19 protein-coding genes and 1 riboswitch are annotated in these 15019 nt (G+C 62.3%); of the genes, 14 read left to right on the top strand and 5 right to left on the bottom strand.

Annotated elements, in window-relative coordinates; all coding sequences use genetic code 11:
• Nucleotides 1-28 precede the first annotated feature (28 nt).
• Nucleotides 29-628, bottom strand: coding sequence for a DUF2796 domain-containing protein (locus ACSQ17_RS07010; RefSeq protein ID WP_436068101.1), 600 nt, complete (start codon nucleotides 626-628; stop codon nucleotides 29-31).
• A 126-nt stretch (nucleotides 629-754) separates the two neighbouring features.
• Here ACSQ17_RS07010 and ACSQ17_RS07005 point away from each other — a divergent pair, with 126 nt between their 5' ends.
• On the top strand, nucleotides 755-1093 hold the full coding sequence (locus ACSQ17_RS07005) for a hypothetical protein (protein WP_436070442.1): 339 nt from the start codon (nucleotides 755-757) through the stop codon (nucleotides 1091-1093).
• A gap of 39 nt (nucleotides 1094-1132) precedes the next feature.
• Here ACSQ17_RS07005 and trxA read toward each other — a convergent pair whose 3' ends face one another.
• From trxA to ACSQ17_RS06990, 3 genes are all read right to left on the bottom strand, one after another.
• A complete protein-coding gene (gene trxA, locus ACSQ17_RS07000) occupies nucleotides 1133-2005 on the bottom strand; it encodes a thioredoxin (RefSeq protein ID WP_436068100.1) in 873 nt (290 codons plus the stop codon).
• 81 nt (nucleotides 2006-2086) lie between these two features.
• Complete coding sequence (locus ACSQ17_RS06995) at nucleotides 2087-2743, bottom strand: class I SAM-dependent methyltransferase (protein WP_436068099.1); 657 nt, start codon at nucleotides 2741-2743, stop codon at nucleotides 2087-2089.
• The gene (locus ACSQ17_RS06990) at nucleotides 2740-3195 is read right to left on the bottom strand and encodes a YbaY family lipoprotein (RefSeq protein WP_436068098.1); all 456 of its coding nucleotides are present in this window, start codon (nucleotides 3193-3195) and stop codon (nucleotides 2740-2742) included. The genes ACSQ17_RS06995 and ACSQ17_RS06990 overlap by 4 nt, the downstream gene beginning before the upstream one ends.
• Nucleotides 3196-3310: 115 nt before the next feature.
• Between ACSQ17_RS06990 and nrdR the strand changes: the two genes are divergently transcribed.
• The 13 genes from nrdR (at nucleotide 3311) to ACSQ17_RS06925 (ending at nucleotide 13055) form a co-directional block, all read left to right on the top strand.
• Complete coding sequence (gene nrdR / locus ACSQ17_RS06985; protein ID WP_233685995.1) at nucleotides 3311-3775, top strand: transcriptional regulator NrdR; 465 nt, start codon at nucleotides 3311-3313, stop codon at nucleotides 3773-3775.
• On the top strand, nucleotides 3775-4893 hold the full coding sequence (ribD, locus tag ACSQ17_RS06980) for a bifunctional diaminohydroxyphosphoribosylaminopyrimidine deaminase/5-amino-6-(5-phosphoribosylamino)uracil reductase RibD (RefSeq protein ID WP_436068097.1): 1119 nt from the start codon (nucleotides 3775-3777) through the stop codon (nucleotides 4891-4893). Before nrdR ends, ribD begins: the two co-directional genes overlap by 1 nt.
• Before the next feature lie 119 nt (nucleotides 4894-5012).
• Nucleotides 5013-5167: riboswitch (FMN riboswitch) on the top strand.
• A 126-nt stretch (nucleotides 5168-5293) separates the two neighbouring features.
• A complete protein-coding gene (locus ACSQ17_RS06975; RefSeq protein WP_436068096.1) occupies nucleotides 5294-5956 on the top strand; it encodes a riboflavin synthase in 663 nt (220 codons plus the stop codon).
• 11 nt (nucleotides 5957-5967) lie between these two features.
• Complete coding sequence (gene ribBA, locus ACSQ17_RS06970; protein WP_436068095.1) at nucleotides 5968-7047, top strand: bifunctional 3,4-dihydroxy-2-butanone-4-phosphate synthase/GTP cyclohydrolase II; 1080 nt, start codon at nucleotides 5968-5970, stop codon at nucleotides 7045-7047.
• 52 nt (nucleotides 7048-7099) lie between these two features.
• A complete protein-coding gene (gene ribH, locus ACSQ17_RS06965) occupies nucleotides 7100-7576 on the top strand; it encodes a 6,7-dimethyl-8-ribityllumazine synthase (RefSeq protein WP_436068094.1) in 477 nt (158 codons plus the stop codon).
• Nucleotides 7573-8061 (top strand): transcription antitermination factor NusB, encoded by a 489-nt coding sequence (gene nusB, locus ACSQ17_RS06960; RefSeq protein WP_392540069.1) that lies wholly within the window; start codon nucleotides 7573-7575, stop codon nucleotides 8059-8061. Before ribH ends, nusB begins: the two co-directional genes overlap by 4 nt.
• 150 nt (nucleotides 8062-8211) lie before the next feature.
• On the top strand, nucleotides 8212-9180 hold the full coding sequence (gene thiL / locus ACSQ17_RS06955; RefSeq protein ID WP_436068093.1) for a thiamine-phosphate kinase: 969 nt from the start codon (nucleotides 8212-8214) through the stop codon (nucleotides 9178-9180).
• A complete protein-coding gene (locus tag ACSQ17_RS06950; RefSeq protein ID WP_436068092.1) occupies nucleotides 9173-9703 on the top strand; it encodes a phosphatidylglycerophosphatase A family protein in 531 nt (176 codons plus the stop codon). The genes thiL and ACSQ17_RS06950 overlap by 8 nt, the downstream gene beginning before the upstream one ends.
• Nucleotides 9704-9720: 17 nt before the next feature.
• Nucleotides 9721-10449, top strand: coding sequence for a substrate-binding periplasmic protein (locus tag ACSQ17_RS06945; RefSeq protein ID WP_436068091.1), 729 nt, complete (start codon nucleotides 9721-9723; stop codon nucleotides 10447-10449).
• Between the two features lie 17 nt (nucleotides 10450-10466).
• A complete protein-coding gene (locus ACSQ17_RS06940; protein ID WP_436068090.1) occupies nucleotides 10467-11111 on the top strand; it encodes a retropepsin-like aspartic protease family protein in 645 nt (214 codons plus the stop codon).
• 113 nt (nucleotides 11112-11224) lie between these two features.
• On the top strand, nucleotides 11225-11845 hold the full coding sequence (gene ribA, locus ACSQ17_RS06935) for a GTP cyclohydrolase II (RefSeq protein WP_436068089.1): 621 nt from the start codon (nucleotides 11225-11227) through the stop codon (nucleotides 11843-11845).
• Nucleotides 11842-12258 (top strand): MFS transporter, encoded by a 417-nt coding sequence (locus ACSQ17_RS06930; protein ID WP_436068088.1) that lies wholly within the window; start codon nucleotides 11842-11844, stop codon nucleotides 12256-12258. The genes ribA and ACSQ17_RS06930 overlap by 4 nt, the downstream gene beginning before the upstream one ends.
• Nucleotides 12258-13055 carry a cobalamin-binding protein gene (locus ACSQ17_RS06925; protein ID WP_436068087.1) on the top strand — a complete coding sequence of 266 codons (798 nt, stop codon included), beginning with the start codon at nucleotides 12258-12260 and terminating at the stop codon, nucleotides 13053-13055. Before ACSQ17_RS06930 ends, ACSQ17_RS06925 begins: the two co-directional genes overlap by 1 nt.
• A 33-nt stretch (nucleotides 13056-13088) precedes the next feature.
• On the opposite strand, the gene ACSQ17_RS06920 is transcribed toward ACSQ17_RS06925, so the two are convergent.
• Complete coding sequence (locus ACSQ17_RS06920; RefSeq protein WP_436068086.1) at nucleotides 13089-14996, bottom strand: TonB-dependent receptor family protein; 1908 nt, start codon at nucleotides 14994-14996, stop codon at nucleotides 13089-13091.
• Nucleotides 14997-15019: the final 23 nt, after the last annotated feature.

Here is a 15019-nt window from a genome sequence, read left to right as displayed (position 1 = left end):
CCCCGGCCGTTCTGCTGCAAAAAGGTGGTTAGAAACTCAGGGTCGGCTGTGCGGGCGTCAGCTCAAGGCCCTGCTGGCCATCCGGGCCGATCAGTTGTACCTGAATTTTCTCGGTGGCGGGGAAGCGCTTGAACAGTTCGCCAAGGTTAAGTTGTTTCAATTCTTCAGGCTTCTGGCAGTCGAGTGTGTAGTGCGCGTGGATATCACTGTGCTCGCTCTCTTGGGACTTTTCATGTTCATGTTCATGTTCATGTTCATGCGAGTCGGCATGTTCGGCGAATAGCGGGCTTTCCAGCTCTTGTTTACTGATTTTGCAGTCGCCCGCGTTCAGGCCGAACAGCGGCTGCGGTTGTTCCAGCTGGCTGCGTGCGGCGGCAACCTTGGCTTTGTCGGCGTCGCTCTTGGCAGCATGCTCGAAGCCCACCAGGTTCATTGCCGGGCTTTCCAGTTGCAGCTCCAGCACCTTGCCGTCGAGTAACACGTTGAGTTGCGCGGCGCCGTGCTCGTGAGCGTCCAGGCTGCCGTGCTCGGCGTGATCATGCGCGTGGTCATGTTCATGGCTGTGTTCGGCCGCGAGGGCGGCCGGGGGCAGTAAGGCAAACGGCAGGGCAAGTAGCAGGCGGCGCATGGTGATCTCCGATCAGAAGTTAATGCTTGTTACGTTATAACAATTTTTTAACGTCCATGACCAGCCTTGCTTGGCGGCCTGCAGTGGACGTGGGAGCATGGCGGCTGATTAGCTGAGGGCAGAGTGATGGTGCGAATTCGTGGGCAGATCGGTGCCTGGCCGGTGGACCTAACGGTTGAGCTGGATGCGCAGGACTGGGCACAGCTGGCTCAGCACGTGAGCCTTGAACCGCCTCCAGCCCCCGCAGCCGCTGTCGCGCCTGTGGCCAATGATGCGCTGTGGCAAACCACGCTGGAGTTGCTGCGCCAGGCGGGGCAGATCGATGGGCCGCAGCTGCTCGGGCAACTGGCCGGGCTGGCGGGTGGCGAGGCGGCGGGCAAGCGCCTGCTGGTGCGGTTGCGCCATTGCGCGCAGGTGCGTATGGAAACCGGTGTCGATGCGCCGATCTATCACTGGGTGGGTTAGTCCACGTCGATGGGGGTTACCCATCGACGGTTGTGACGATCAGTAAATCGCCTGATACAGCTTGCGTCGGTAGGTGGTGACCAGTGGGTGGTCATTGCCCAGCAGGTCGAAGACTTGCAGCAGGGTCTTGTGTGGCAGGCCCTCGGCGTAGCTGCGGTTGCGGATAAACAGCTTGAGCAGGGCGTCCAGCGCCGGCTCGTAGTGCTGGCGGGCCAGTTGCTGGATGGCCAACTGGTAGCTCGCTTCATCATCATCGGCATTCTGCGCCAGACGGGTTTTCAGACTGGCGACGTCCGGCAACTCGGCCGCCTGGCGCAGGAAGGTCAGCTGCGCGCGTGCACCGGCCAGGGCCTGTTTGTGCTCATCGCCTTTGACGGCGCCGAGCACTGCCTCCGCTTCGCCCAACTCACCGCGCTCGGCCAGGCAGCGTGCGTAGAGAATAAGCGCCGCAGCGTGTTCGTTGTTTTCCGTCAGCAGCACCTTGAGCAAGGCTTCGGCATCGGCAAAGCGGCCTTCGCTGAACAGCGCCTGTGCGGCCTCCATCGGGTCGGCGGCGGCTGGTGCCGGTTCGGCGACGTGAGGCTTGAGCAGCTCGCGAATCGCCGACTCTGGCTGTGCACCGGCAAAGCCATCGACCGGCTGGCCATTCTTGAACAGCACCACGGTCGGCAGGCTACGGATACCGAAACGGGCGACGATGTCCTGTTCGATGTCGCAGTTGACCTTGGCCAGTAGCAATTCGCCGTTGTATTCCTCGGTGATCTTCGCCAGCAGCGGCATCAGTGCCTTGCACGGCGCGCACCAGTCGGCCCAGAAATCCACCAGGACGGGCTTCTGGAAGGAGTTTTCGATCACCAGCTGTTCGAAGCTGGCGCTGCCGGAGATGTCGAAGATATAGGGCGAATCGCTCATGGTGGTTCTCGAAAGACGGGTGATTAAGCGGATTAATGTGGGCGCTTGGTGCGCGATACAAGGGCTGCTGGGCTGCGCTCGCTAGGTGCGCTGTGCATGATACAGGCTGACGTGGCGGAACTCGGCTGGTTCGGCCAGATCCGGCCAGGTACAGGCTTCGAGGATACCCAGGCGCTGGTACAGCGGGTGCTGAAAATCACGTACCCGCGAGTCCGCCACCAATGCTTCACGGCCACGGCTGAGAAATTGATCGAGCAGCGGCAGGTTGGCGCGGTCGTAGAGCACGTCGGCGACGATGATCAGGTCGAAGCGATCCGCCTCGGCGAAAAAGTCGGTTGAGTAACTCAGCTGCACATCATTCAGCGCGGCATTCGCCCGGCAGGCCTCGATAGCCAGAGGGTCGAGGTCGCATGCCACCACTTCCAGTGCGCCGGCCTTGGCCGCCGCAATCGCCGCCACACCGGAGCCCGCGCCGAAATCCAGCACACGCTTGCCGCGCACCCATTGCGGGTTTTCGGCCAGCCAGCGGGCCAGGACCAGGCCGCTGGCCCAGCAGAAACACCAGTAGGGCGGTTCTTCGAGAATGCGCCGGGTTTCCTCCGGGCTGAAGGCTCGGGCCATGTTGTCGGCATCGATCAGCCACAAGCGAATAGCCGTGCCCGGCAGGGTTTCCGCGCTCAGTTGCGCATCACCGAGCAGGGCGCTCAGGGCCTGTTGCAGAGCAGCCGGAGCACTCACGGTGCGGGCACCAGACGCAGCTCGCCGAGGGCTTGGGTTTCGCCGCGGGCAATGGGTTGCGGCGGCAGGCGCAGGATCAGCCGGCCGGCCTGGTTGGCGCGGCCGTGCAGTTCAACCCGGCTGTGCTTGTTGAAGGTTTCCGGGTTGAAGGGCAGGTGAAACGCCAGCGGATTACCATTGCCACGCAACTGGATGCTGCCGATCAGCGCCTGTGGCCGGCCGCGCGCGTCGACTGCCAGCAGTGCCAGTTCCACATCGGCTGCGTTCGGCACATTGAGCAGGCTGCCGCTCAGTTCGCGCTGGTGGGCAGGTAATGGTGCGGGCGCGCTCGGTGTTTCGGGCGGCGCAACGGGGGTGGGCGCAGCAGGTGCCGGGCTGTCGCTGGCGCAGGCGCTCAGCAGGGCCAGCAGGCTCACTAGAATCAGCGGCCGAAACGGGGCATGGGCTTTCATCGGGGGAGCAACTCCGCTGTGGGGGACGGTCGCCTGTATACCGCAAAGGCCGCGGCTTGTCTTGCCTGTGGGATGCGCTACCATGGCCACCTTCGTTCTAAGGCTGGCCTTACTTATGCACTGTCCCTTCTGCGGTGCCAATGACACCAAAGTGATCGATTCGCGCCTGGTTGCCGAGGGCGAGCAGGTGCGTCGTCGGCGTGAATGCCTGGCCTGTGAAGAGCGCTTCACCACCTTCGAGACGGCTGAGCTGGTCATGCCTCGGCTGATCAAGCAGGACGGCAGTCGCCAGCCGTTCGACGAGGAGAAGCTGCGTGCCGGTATGCAGCGTGCGCTGGAGAAACGCCCGGTGAGCATCGAGCGCCTGGAAGCGGCGATTGCCCATATCAAGCACAAGCTGCGCGCCACCGGCGAACGCGAGATCAAGTCGCTGGTGCTGGGTGAGCTGGTGATGGCCGAGCTGCAGAAACTCGATGAAGTGGCCTATATCCGCTTTGCCTCGGTGTACAAGCGCTTTCAGGACCTCAACGAATTCCGCGAGGAAATTGACCGACTGTCCCGCGAACCTATCAAAGGTTGATGATGACTTCAGATCACGCCTGTATGGCGCGCGCGCTGGAACTGGCCCGAAAAGGCCTGTACTCCACTCACCCCAATCCGCGCGTTGGCTGCGTGATCGTTCGTGATGGCCGCATTGTTGGCGAAGGCTGGCATGCCCGTGCCGGCGAGCCGCATGCCGAAGTGCATGCACTGCGCCAGGCCGGCGACAAGGCCCGTGGCGCCACCGCTTATGTCACCCTGGAACCCTGCAGTCACCATGGGCGTACACCGCCATGCGCCGATGCGCTGATCAACGCCGGCGTTGCCCGTGTGGTGGCGGCCATGCAGGACCCCAATCCGCAGGTTAGCGGTGATGGCCTGCTGCGCCTCATGCATGCCGGCATTGCGGTACAGAGCGGGGTGCTGGAAAGCGAGGCGCGTGCACTGAATGCAGGCTTTATCAAGCGCATGGAGCAGGGGTTGCCCTTTGTCCGGGTCAAGCTGGCGATGAGCCTGGATGGGCGTACCGCCATGGCCAGCGGTGAAAGTCAGTGGATTACCGGGCCAGCGGCGCGCGCTGCGGTGCAGCGCCTGCGTGCGCGCTCCAGCGTGGTGCTGACGGGTGCCGACACGGTGCTGGCCGATGATGCCCGGCTGACCGTGCGCGCCGATGAACTGGGCCTGGGGGCCGAACTGAGTGCCCTGGCGCAGACTCGCCCACCGCTGCGCGTGTTGGTCGATGGACGCCTGCGTGTGCCGCTCAACGTTCCGTTTTTTCAAGCTGGCGCCGCATTGGTGGCGACCTGCGCCGCGGCGTCTGCGCGTGATCGCTATCTGGACGATGGGCACGAACTATTGGCGGTGCCGGGCAGTAACGGGCATGTTGACCTGCGCAAGCTGCTGGTCGAGTTGGCGGCGCGTGGTGCCAACGAAGTGCTGGTGGAGGCCGGGCCACGTCTGGCCGGTGCCTTCGCCCGCCTGGGGCTGGTGGATGAGTACCAGCTGTTTGTTGCGCCCAAGCTGCTGGGTTCCAGCGCGCGGCCGTTGCTCGATCTGCCGCTGGCGCGCATGGCCGATGCACCGGCGCTGAAAATTGTCGAGATGCGCGCGGTCGGTGATGACTGGCGCATTATTGCGGTGCCGCAGCCTGCGGGCTGATCACCGGCAAGGCCATGGGCCAGCGTGCACGTGGTAGATAGCATGTCATTCAGGCGGCCGTTAGCCGGTGCAGGTTGGCGGCAATATGTGGTAAAACGCGTCTCGGCTGCGTAAGCAGTCAACGTTCTCAGGGCGGGGTGTGATTCCCCACCGGCGGTAATGGTTCGCAGAACCTAGCCCGCGAGCGCTCGCCACGGCTCCTGCCGCGCGAGGTCCAGCAGACCCGGTGTGATTCCGGGGCCGACGGTATAGTCCGGATAAAGAGAGAGCGGGATTCCCTCCACGGGCGCCTCGTGCGTGTCCGCGAAATCCCTATCGATCGGCATTGCCCTGTTTTTAATCAAAACAGGAGTTCGTCCATGCTGTTCAGCACTACCTTCAACGTGAAACCGGAGGGCGTATGTTCACCGGCATAATCGAAGCCATCGGCAGTATCCGCGCCATGACCCCGAAAGGCGGCGACGTGCGCGTCTACGTAGCCACCGGCAAACTCGATTTGGGCGACGTCAAGCTCGGCGACAGCATCGCGGTCAACGGCATCTGCCTGACCGCAGTGGAGCTGCCTGGCGACGGCTTTTGGGCCGACGTCAGCCGCGAGACGCTGGCGCGCACTGCCTTTGCCGACCTCAAGCCTGGCAGCGCGGTGAACCTGGAAAAGGCCCTGACGCCGACCAGCCGCCTCGGTGGTCATCTGGTCAGCGGCCACGTCGATGGCGTCGGCGAGATCGTCTCGCGCGCCGATAACGCCCGTGCCGTGCAGTTCACGGTGCGCGCTCCGCGCGAGCTGGCCAAGTACATCGCGCACAAGGGTTCGATCACCGTCGACGGCACCAGCCTGACCGTCAACGCGGTCAATGGCGCCGAGTTCGAACTGACCATCGTGCCGCACACCCTGGCCGAGACCATCATGGTCGACTACCAGGCCGGGCGTAAGGTCAACCTCGAGGTTGACTTGCTGGCGCGTTACCTGGAGCGCCTGCTGCTCGGCGACAAGGCTGCCGAGCCCAAGGCTTCGGGTCTGACCGAAAGTTTTCTTGCCGAACACGGCTATCTGAATAATTGAGGAGACGCCCGATGGCGCTCAATACCGCTGAAGAACTGATCGAAGACATCCGCGCTGGCAAGATGGTCATCCTCATGGATGACGAAGACCGCGAGAACGAAGGCGACATCATCATTGCCTCCGAATGCGTCACTGCAGAGCACATCAACTTCATGGCCCGCTTCGCCCGTGGTCTGATCTGCATGCCAATGACCCGCGAGCGCTGCGAGTTGCTCAACCTGCCGCTGATGGCGCCGCGCAACGGCTCCGGCTTCGGCACTAAATTCACCGTCTCCATCGAAGCCGCCGAAGGCGTGACCACCGGTATCTCTGCGGCTGACCGCGCGCGAACCGTACAAGCTGCCGTGGCGCGTAATGCCGTGGCGACGGATATCGTCAGCCCTGGTCATATCTTTCCGTTGATGGCTCAGCCGGGCGGCGTGCTGGCCCGTGCCGGCCACACCGAGGCGGCCTGCGACCTGGCACGCATGGGCGGTTTCGAGCCGAGCGGGGTGATCTGCGAGATCATGAACGACGATGGCACCATGGCCCGTCGTCCGGAGCTGGAAAAGTTCGCCGAAGAGCACGGTCTGAAGATCGGCACCATCGCTGATCTGATCCACTACCGCCTGATCCATGAGCGCACGGTTGAGCGCATCAGCGAACAGCCGCTGGACACCGAACTGGGTCAGTTCAACCTGGTGACCTACCGCGACGGCGTCGAGGATACCGCGCACATGGCGCTGACCCTGGGCACGGTGTGTGCCGAAGAACCGACGCTGGTGCGGGTGCACAACATGGATCCGCTGCGTGACCTGTTTATGGTCAACCAGCCGGGCCGCTGGAGCATGCGTGCCGCCATGGCTGAAGTGGCCAAGGCTGGCAGCGGAGTGGTGCTGCTGCTGGGCAATCCGCTGACCGGGCCGGAGCTGTTGGCACTGATCAGCCGTCAGCAGCCGGCTAATCCGGCGACCTACAGCACCGTGGGCGCGGGCTCGCAGATTCTGCGTGACCTCGGTGTGCGCAAGATGCGCCTGATGAGTTCGCCGATGAAGTTCAATGCAATATCCGGTTTCGACCTGGAAGTTGTAGAATACCTGCCCTCTAAATAATCCCAAGGGTCGCCGCTGGCGGCCCGGCTCTTTAATACAGACGAGATTCGCTATGACCCTGAAGACCATCGAAGGTACTTTTATCGCCCCCAAGGGCCGCTTTGCCCTGGTCGTCGGCCGCTTCAACAGCTTCGTTGTTGAAAGCCTGGTAAGCGGCGCGGTTGATGCCCTGGTGCGTCATGGCGTGAGCGAAGACGACATCACCATCATCCGTGCTCCAGGCGCGTTCGAGATCCCGCTGGTGGCGCAGAAAGTCGCCCAGCGCAGCGAGTACGACGCGATCATCGCCCTCGGCGCAGTGATCCGTGGCGGTACTCCGCACTTCGAGTACGTGGCCGGTGAGTGCACCAAGGGCCTGGCCCAGGTGTCCATGGAGTTCGGCGTGCCAGTCGCTTTCGGCGTGCTGACTGTCGATTCCATCGAGCAAGCCATCGAGCGTTCCGGCACCAAGGCCGGTAACAAAGGTGCCGAAGCCGCACTGTCGGCCCTGGAAATGGTCAGCCTGCTGGCGCAGTTGGAGGCCAAGTGAGCCAGAACGACAGCACCGGGCAGCCGCCGAAAGGCCCGAAAGCCCCCAGCACCAAAACCCTCGCGCGCCGTCAGGCGCGCTCCCTGGCCATGCAGGCGCTGTATTCCTGGCACATGGCTGGCCAGTCGCTGAACGAAATCGAAGCGCAGTTCCGCGTCGATAACGATTTCAGCGCGGTCGATGGTGCCTACTTCCACGAGATTCTGCATGGCGTGCCACGCCAGAAGTCGGAGATCGATGGCGCGTTCGAGTCGCTGCTCGACCGTCCACTGGACGAGATCGACCCGGTTGAGCTGTCGATCCTGCGTCTGTCGACCTACGAGCTGAAGAACCGCATCGATATCCCCTATCGCGTGGTGATCAACGAAGGCATCGAACTGGCCAAGGTGTTTGGCGCCACCGACGGGCACAAATTCGTCAACGGCGTGCTGGACAAGCTGGCTCCGCGTTTGCGCGCGGATGAAGTTCGCGCCAACAAGCGTTAAGGTCTTTTGGGATGCTTGATTTACGATCTTGCGAGCTAGAGTCCTGCAAGGCAAAAGCAGGCGAGGACGCGGAGTGTGCTGTAGCACATGAGCATTCCGAGTCTGCTTTTAACGCAGCAGGGCCGACGCGCAGCAGATCGTTGCCATCTCATGGGTGAGTTCGAGCTTATCCGTCAGTTCTTCGCCGCTGCGCCCTGTGCGCAGGCCGGTGAAGGTGTGGCGTTGGGCATAGGTGATGACTGTGCCCTGTTGGAGTTGCCGGCTGGCGAGCAGTTGGCAATCTCCACCGACACCCTGGTAAGCGGGGTGCATTTTCCCGATTCTGCCGATCCTTTTCTGCTGGGTCAGCGTGCCCTGGGCGTTTCAGTCAGCGATCTGGCGGCCATGGGCGCTACGCCTGTCGGCTTTACCCTGGCCCTGACTTTGCCCCGCGCGGAAGCGAGCTGGCTGGAGGCCTTTGCCAGTGGTCTGGAGCAGATGGCCCAGCGTTGCGCCATTCGCCTGATCGGCGGTGACACCACCCGTGGCCCGCTGAGTCTTACCCTCAGTGTGTTTGGGCGCGTGCCGAGCGGTCTGGCGCTGACCCGCAAGGGCGCGCAAGTCGGCGATCTGCTGTGTGTCGGCGGTGAGCTGGGTGATGCGGCAGGTGCCTTGCCGCTGGTGCTGGGGCAGCAGCGTGCTGATTCGGCGCAGGCCACGGCGCTGCTGGCGCGTTATTGGTCGCCGATGCCGCAGCTTGAACTGGGCCTGGCCCTGCGCGGCAAGGCCAGTGCGGCGCTGGATATCTCCGATGGCTTGCTGGCCGATTGTGGGCATATCGCCGCGGCCTCGGCTGTAGCGCTGCTCATCGAGCAGGCCCAGGTGCCGTTATCCGATGCCTTGCGGGCGCAGGTTGGCGACGCTGCTGCACTGCAATGTGCGCTAAGCGGTGGTGATGACTACCGCCTGGCCTTTACCCTGCCGCCTGAGCATTTGGCGGATATGCAGCTAGCCGGTCTCCCGGTGCAGGTGATTGGCCGCGTTGCCGCCGGCCAGGGCGTGACCCTGCTGGACGCGCAAGGTCAGCCCGTAGAGCCGCCTCGGCGTGGTTATCAACATTTTGGAAGTGCCAGTGACTGATCATCCCAAGCAAGTTCCCGCCGAGTTCGTGCCGCCTTCGGTGTGGCGCAATCCCTGGCATTTTCTGGCCTTCGGCTTCGGTTCCGGCACGTTACCGAAAGCGCCGGGCACCTGGGGCTCGCTGGTTGCCCTGCCATTTATCCCGCTGTGGCAGATGCTGCCGGACTGGGGCTACTGGCTGATGCTGGGCGTGACCATGCTGTTTGGCTTCTGGCTGTGCGGCAAAGTGGCTGATGACCTGCGCGTGCACGATCACGAAGGCATCGTCTGGGACGAAATGGTCGGCATGTGGATCACCCTCTGGCTGGTTCCTCACGGCTGGGGCTGGCTGCTGCTAGGCTTTTTACTGTTTCGCGTGTTCGACATCCTCAAACCCTGGCCGATTCGCTGGGTCGACCGGCATGTACACGGCGGCGTAGGCATCATGCTCGACGACGTGCTGGCGGGGGTATTTGCCTGGATGAGCCTGCAGTTGATCGTGTGGGGTTGGGCGAATGGGCTGGCGGCTGCGCTGGGCTGGTAGCAAGGGAGGGCTGGTTGATGAAGCGCTGCTGGGGCTGGCTGCTATGGGCGGTGGTGAGTGTGGCCAGTGGGCTGGCCAACGCTACTGAGCCCACGCAAGTGCGGATTGCTGCGGAAACCTGGCCAGGCCACACCGAGGTCGATGGTAGCGGCATGGCCTGGGATATTTTCCGCCTGGTCTTTGAACCCGCCGGTGTGCAGTTGCAGGTCCAGCATGTGCCCTATACCCGTTCAATTGGTCTGGTCCAGCGCGGCGAGGCCGACGCCTGGGTTGGCTCCTACCTCAATGAAGTGCGGCATCAGGTGTTCTACCCGCGTTGGAACTATGACTTCGATCAGATCGTGGCCCTGGGTCTGAAAAGTACGCCTGTGCCAACGCTGGACAACCTGGGATCGTTCCGCTTGGTCTGGGTGCGGGGTTATGAGTACCAGCGATATTTGCCAAATTTGCACCAGTACCGCGAAGTGATCCGCCGCAGCGGTATCCTCGGCATGCTCGACCAGGGGCATGCCGACCTCTACATTGATGCGCTGGGCGAGCTCAGCGATATTCTCGCGGCCACCGCCGAGCCATCGCGCTACCGCATGACCCCGCTGACCACCTTGCCGCTCTATCTGGGCTTTGCCGATAACCCCCGTGGGCGTGCCCTGGCGGAGCTGTTTGACCAGCGTATGGAACAACTGGTGGCCGACGGCAGCCTGCGGCCGATTTTCAAGCGTTGGCAGCAGCCTTATCCCTTTGACTGATCCCTGCGAGACCCCGCATGCGTGTGTATAACCTGATCGCTATAAGCCTGTTGCTGTGCAGCACCATTGCATCGGCAGCCCCGCAGGTGCGGGTCGTTGGCCTGTTTCCCGGGGCGGCGGTGTTGAACGTTGATGGTCAGCGCAAGCTGGTCAAGGTTGGTCAGACTGGCCCAGCTGGCGTGGTGGTGGTCAGCGCGGACAGCCGTGGCGCGGTGCTGCGAGTGGATGGTGTTGAGCGCAGTTACAGCCTCAGCCGTGAATACAGCGATGGCTTTGCCGAAACGCAGAAAAAACAGCTGAGCGTCGCCAAGGGCATTGGCGGGCACTACTGGATTGCCGGTTCGGTGAATGGTCATCCGATCCAGTTCCTGGTGGACACTGGTGCAACCTCGGTGGCGCTCAATGATGAACAGGCACGCCGCCTGGGCATCGATTACCGTGCCGTCGGTGCGCCCTTGCAGGTCAGCACGGCCAGCGGCACCGCGCGCGGCTGGCGGGTGAGCCTGGACCGGGTCAAAGTCGGTGAGCTGGAGGTGCTGGGTGTTGAAGCCGTGGTGCTGGAAGGCGGCTCGCCTGCCGAGGCGTTGCTGGGTATGAGCTTTCTCGGCCGGGTTGGCTGGAGGGTGGAGCAGGATGTGCTGGTGCTGGAATCCAAGTACTAGCGCCATGCGCCTGCTCGATCCTTATCATCAATAATTCATGCTAAGCGGCTGCCAAGGCCTGCTGTTACAATGCCGGCCCTATTCTTTCTGCCATTTATCTTTAGGAGCATCCGGTGTCCGTCGTGTTTGTCGCCGCCTCCCAGCTGCCCACGCCCTTTGGCGTGTTCACCATGCATGGCTTCCTTGAAGAGGCCACGGGCAAGGAGCATGTTGCCCTGACCTTTGGTGACGTGGCCGATGGCGCGCCCGTACTGGGCCGTTTGCACTCTGAATGCCTGACCGGCGATGCGCTGTTCAGCCTGCGTTGCGATTGTGGTTTTCAGCTGGAAGCTGCCTTGCGCGCGATTGCCAGCGAAGGCCGTGGCGTGCTGCTTTATTTGCGTCAGGAAGGCCGCGGCATTGGCCTGTTGAACAAGATTCGCGCCTATGAGTTGCAGGATGGTGGCGCCGATACCGTGGAAGCCAACGAGCGTCTGGGCTTCGGGGCCGATCAGCGCGACTACGCCATCTGCCTGCCGATGCTCGATCATCTGCGCATCAGCCAGCTCAAGCTGATGACCAACAACCCGCGCAAGGTCAAGGCGCTCGGTGAGATGGGCATCAATGTGGCGACTCGCGTGCCGCTGCAGATTGATCACAACCCGCACAACAAGAAATACCTGGCGACCAAGGCCGGCAAGCTCGGGCATATGCTCGGCAGCCTGCACCAGGGCGAGGTCGAGGAAAGCCTGTGACGCGCGGCGAAGTGCGCCGTCGGCTGGCGCTGGAGTGGTGGCGGCAACTGGCCGTGACCTTGGCCCCGTTGTTTGTGCTTAACCTGCTGTTTGGCAGTGGTCAGCAGACCGGTTTGCTGACCATGCCACTGTTTATCGCTGGCCTCGCTTCGATGTTCATCAGCCTGCCGCTGTTCAGCGGTTACAAACGCGCCTTGGTGGCCACAGAAAAAGCCCTCGACAGCCCGGCTGAACATGACGCCTGGCTGGAGCTGACCCGGGCACGGCGCCTGGCGCTGCTGGGTGCTGCGTTGCCGGCTTGGATCGCCGCCCTGGCGGTCTTCGCCGGGCTTGAGGCGATCCCGCTGATTCTGCTGGCGCTGTCCAGCATCGTTCTGCTGTACCTCTATCGCATTCCTCGCCAACTCGGCTGATGCGCACGCTGATGCTCTGCATGCTGCTGTCACTGGCCTGGCCGGTGGCGGCGGCCTCGCGGGTGGTCACCCTGGCCCCGTCGCTGACCGAGATCGTCCTCGAACTTGAGGCTGGTGACTTGCTGGTCGGGCTGCTGGATGGCGGTGAGCGACCTGCTGCGGTGAAACATCTGCCCTCGGTGGGCAATTTTGGCCAGCTGGAGTTGGAGAGCCTGTTGCAGTTACAGCCTGACCTGGTGCTGCTGTGGCCGGACAGCATCAGCAGTGCGCAACGTCAGCAGCTGCAGCGTCTGGGCATTCCAGTGCTGGTGATCGAGCCGCGCAAGTTGGCCGACCTGGCCGGACAGTTTGCCGAGATCGGCGCGCGGATTGGCCGTCCTGAGCAGGGCCAACGTCTGCAACAGCGCTTCAACCAGGGCCTGCAACAGCTGAGTCAGCGCTACCGGCGCGAGCAGCCGTTGCGGCTGTTCTATCAGATCTGGGATGTGCCGCTGTACACCATCGGCGGTCAGCAGATCATCAGCGATGCCCTGGCGGTATGCGGGGCGCGCAATATTTTTGCCGAGCTGAGCTTGCCTGCGCCGCAGGTCAGCGTAGAAGCGGTACTTGAGCGCAATCCCGAGGTGATTCTGGCGGGTGTGCAGCAGCAGTTGGATGCCTGGCGCATCTGGCCGGGCCTAACGGCTGTCGAGCGCGAGCAACTCTGGCTGGTACCGGACAACGGCCTGGAGCGGCCGAGCTTTCAGATGCTGGGGGCGATGGAGAAATTGTGTGAGCGCTTGGCGCAGGCGCGTTGAAAGCCCTGGACCGAAAAGGCCCAGGGCGGATTGTCAGAACCTGTAACCAACGCTGAGCTGCACCTGCTCTTCGGCTGCGGGGTAACTGCTGGTTGCGCTGGCAAACGCGTCATAACGTTTGCCAGTGAGGTTGTTGAGGCGCAACTTGCTGCTGAACTGCTGATAGTCGTAGCTCAGTGCCGCGTTAAGCAGGGTGTAGCTGCCCGCTTGGTGCTGGTTGTTGGCATCGTCCCCCGAGTAATAGCGGTTGCCGGTATAAACCGCTTCCAGATAACCGCGCAGGCCTGGCACGATCAGGTAGCTGAGGTGTGTACTGGCCGTATGGCGCGCGACCCACGGAACCTTGTTGCCCTGAAAAGAGCCCGCGCGAAACTCCGCATCGGTAAAGCTGTATTGGCCACCGATGCTCAGGCGTTCGCTCAACTGGCGCTCCGCTTCCAGCAGCAGTCCATCACGGCGGGTTTTATCCAGATTGATATTGGCCCCGCGACCATTCCAGCTGTTGGGGTTGGCAATCATTGCGTCGTAGAGGAGTTCGTCCTGCAAATCCAACCGATACAGCGTTGCTTGGTAACGCTGTACGCCGTCTTGCCACTCGATGCCACTTTCCCAAGACACGCCGGTCTGCGGTTTGAGGAACTCGACCCCTGGCAGGACAAACGCATTGTCGTCCACGTTGGCCCAGCGCAGCACATCCTCGCGCTTGATAAACAAACGCGTCTCTTGGTTAGCTTGCCAGCTCAGGCCAATGCTGGTGCTGTCTTCGCGATCTTTATGGTGTTTGCGGATCGCCTTGTTATTGTCGTCCGCTTCGCTGCTGCGATAGCCGACAGTAACGGTCACGTCGCGGCCTAGTTCCTGGCTTAACTGGCTATACCAGTCGCGCTGGGTTTGCTGGAAGTCGGTGCCCCAGGATGATTGGGCGTCACTGCTTATGTGGTCGTGACCCAGTAGCCATTCTCCTGCCCCCAGGGTGTTGTCGTAGCGTGCACTCAGTCTGGGACTGATGCTTTCAGTGCGGGTGTCCTGGGTGAAACGGTCCGGTGCAGCAAAACTGCCGACACTGTCCTGATCGCTATGGCTGTAGTCGAGGTTGGCAGTCCATACGTCACTCAGTTGCTGCTCCAGGGCAAAACGATGCACCTGCGTCTTGCTGTCATTCCAGGCCGTTGAGTCACTTTGCTTGCGATCTGTACGGCGTTGCGCCCTGGTCAGGGCATTGGGGTAGAGCAGCTCATCGTCGACCGTTTGGTACTCATACAGCGCATGGCCATTGTCATGGTCATAGCGCAGGCGGGCGAAGGCGTTGCTGTAACTGGCATTGTTATGGTCGCGATAGTTGTCAGCTGTTCGCGACTCGCCGCTCAGGTAGGTCGAAAATCCACCGCCGAGCTGCTGGTAGATATGCCCGCGAAAGGCCTCCAGGTCATGGCTGCCGCGACTGGCTTCGAGATAGCCCTCATTGCTGCTTGGGGTGCGGGTGACAATATTGATAACGCCACCTACCGCTTGGTCGCCATAGAGGACTGTACCTGCGCCACGAATGATCTCGATGCGCTCGATATTGCCCAGCGGCACGCTGTTGAGGTCGGCTCCGGCCTGGCTGGGTTGGTTTAGGCGCCGACCATCGACCAGGATCAGGGTGTTGTTAACCGCATTCTCGCCGAAGCCGCGCAGACTGAAAGTGGCTCGGCTGCCATCGCCAATGGTGTCGCGTATTTGTATACCGGCCTGGCTGCGCAGTACGTCAAGGAGTGATGACGCCGCAGTTGCTTCAATCTGCTGGCGGTCGATTACTTTGACGCTCGCGGGCACCGGTGCTTTGAGCGGAGTCGCACGAGTAATGACCAGTGGTGGCAACTCGTGGTTGCGGCTATCGCTGGCAGCAACGCTGATGCTGGGCAACAAGGCCACAGCCAGGGCAAGACGGGACAACTTCATCTAGAGAATCCTCAAAAGGTCGG

Origin of the sequence: Pseudomonas sp. LjRoot71, assembly GCF_964253255.1 — a bacterium.
Classification (GTDB): domain Bacteria; phylum Pseudomonadota; class Gammaproteobacteria; order Pseudomonadales; family Pseudomonadaceae; genus Aquipseudomonas.
The sequence above is the reverse complement of the archived record's forward strand: the minus strand, read 5'-3'. Positions and strand labels throughout refer to the sequence as shown.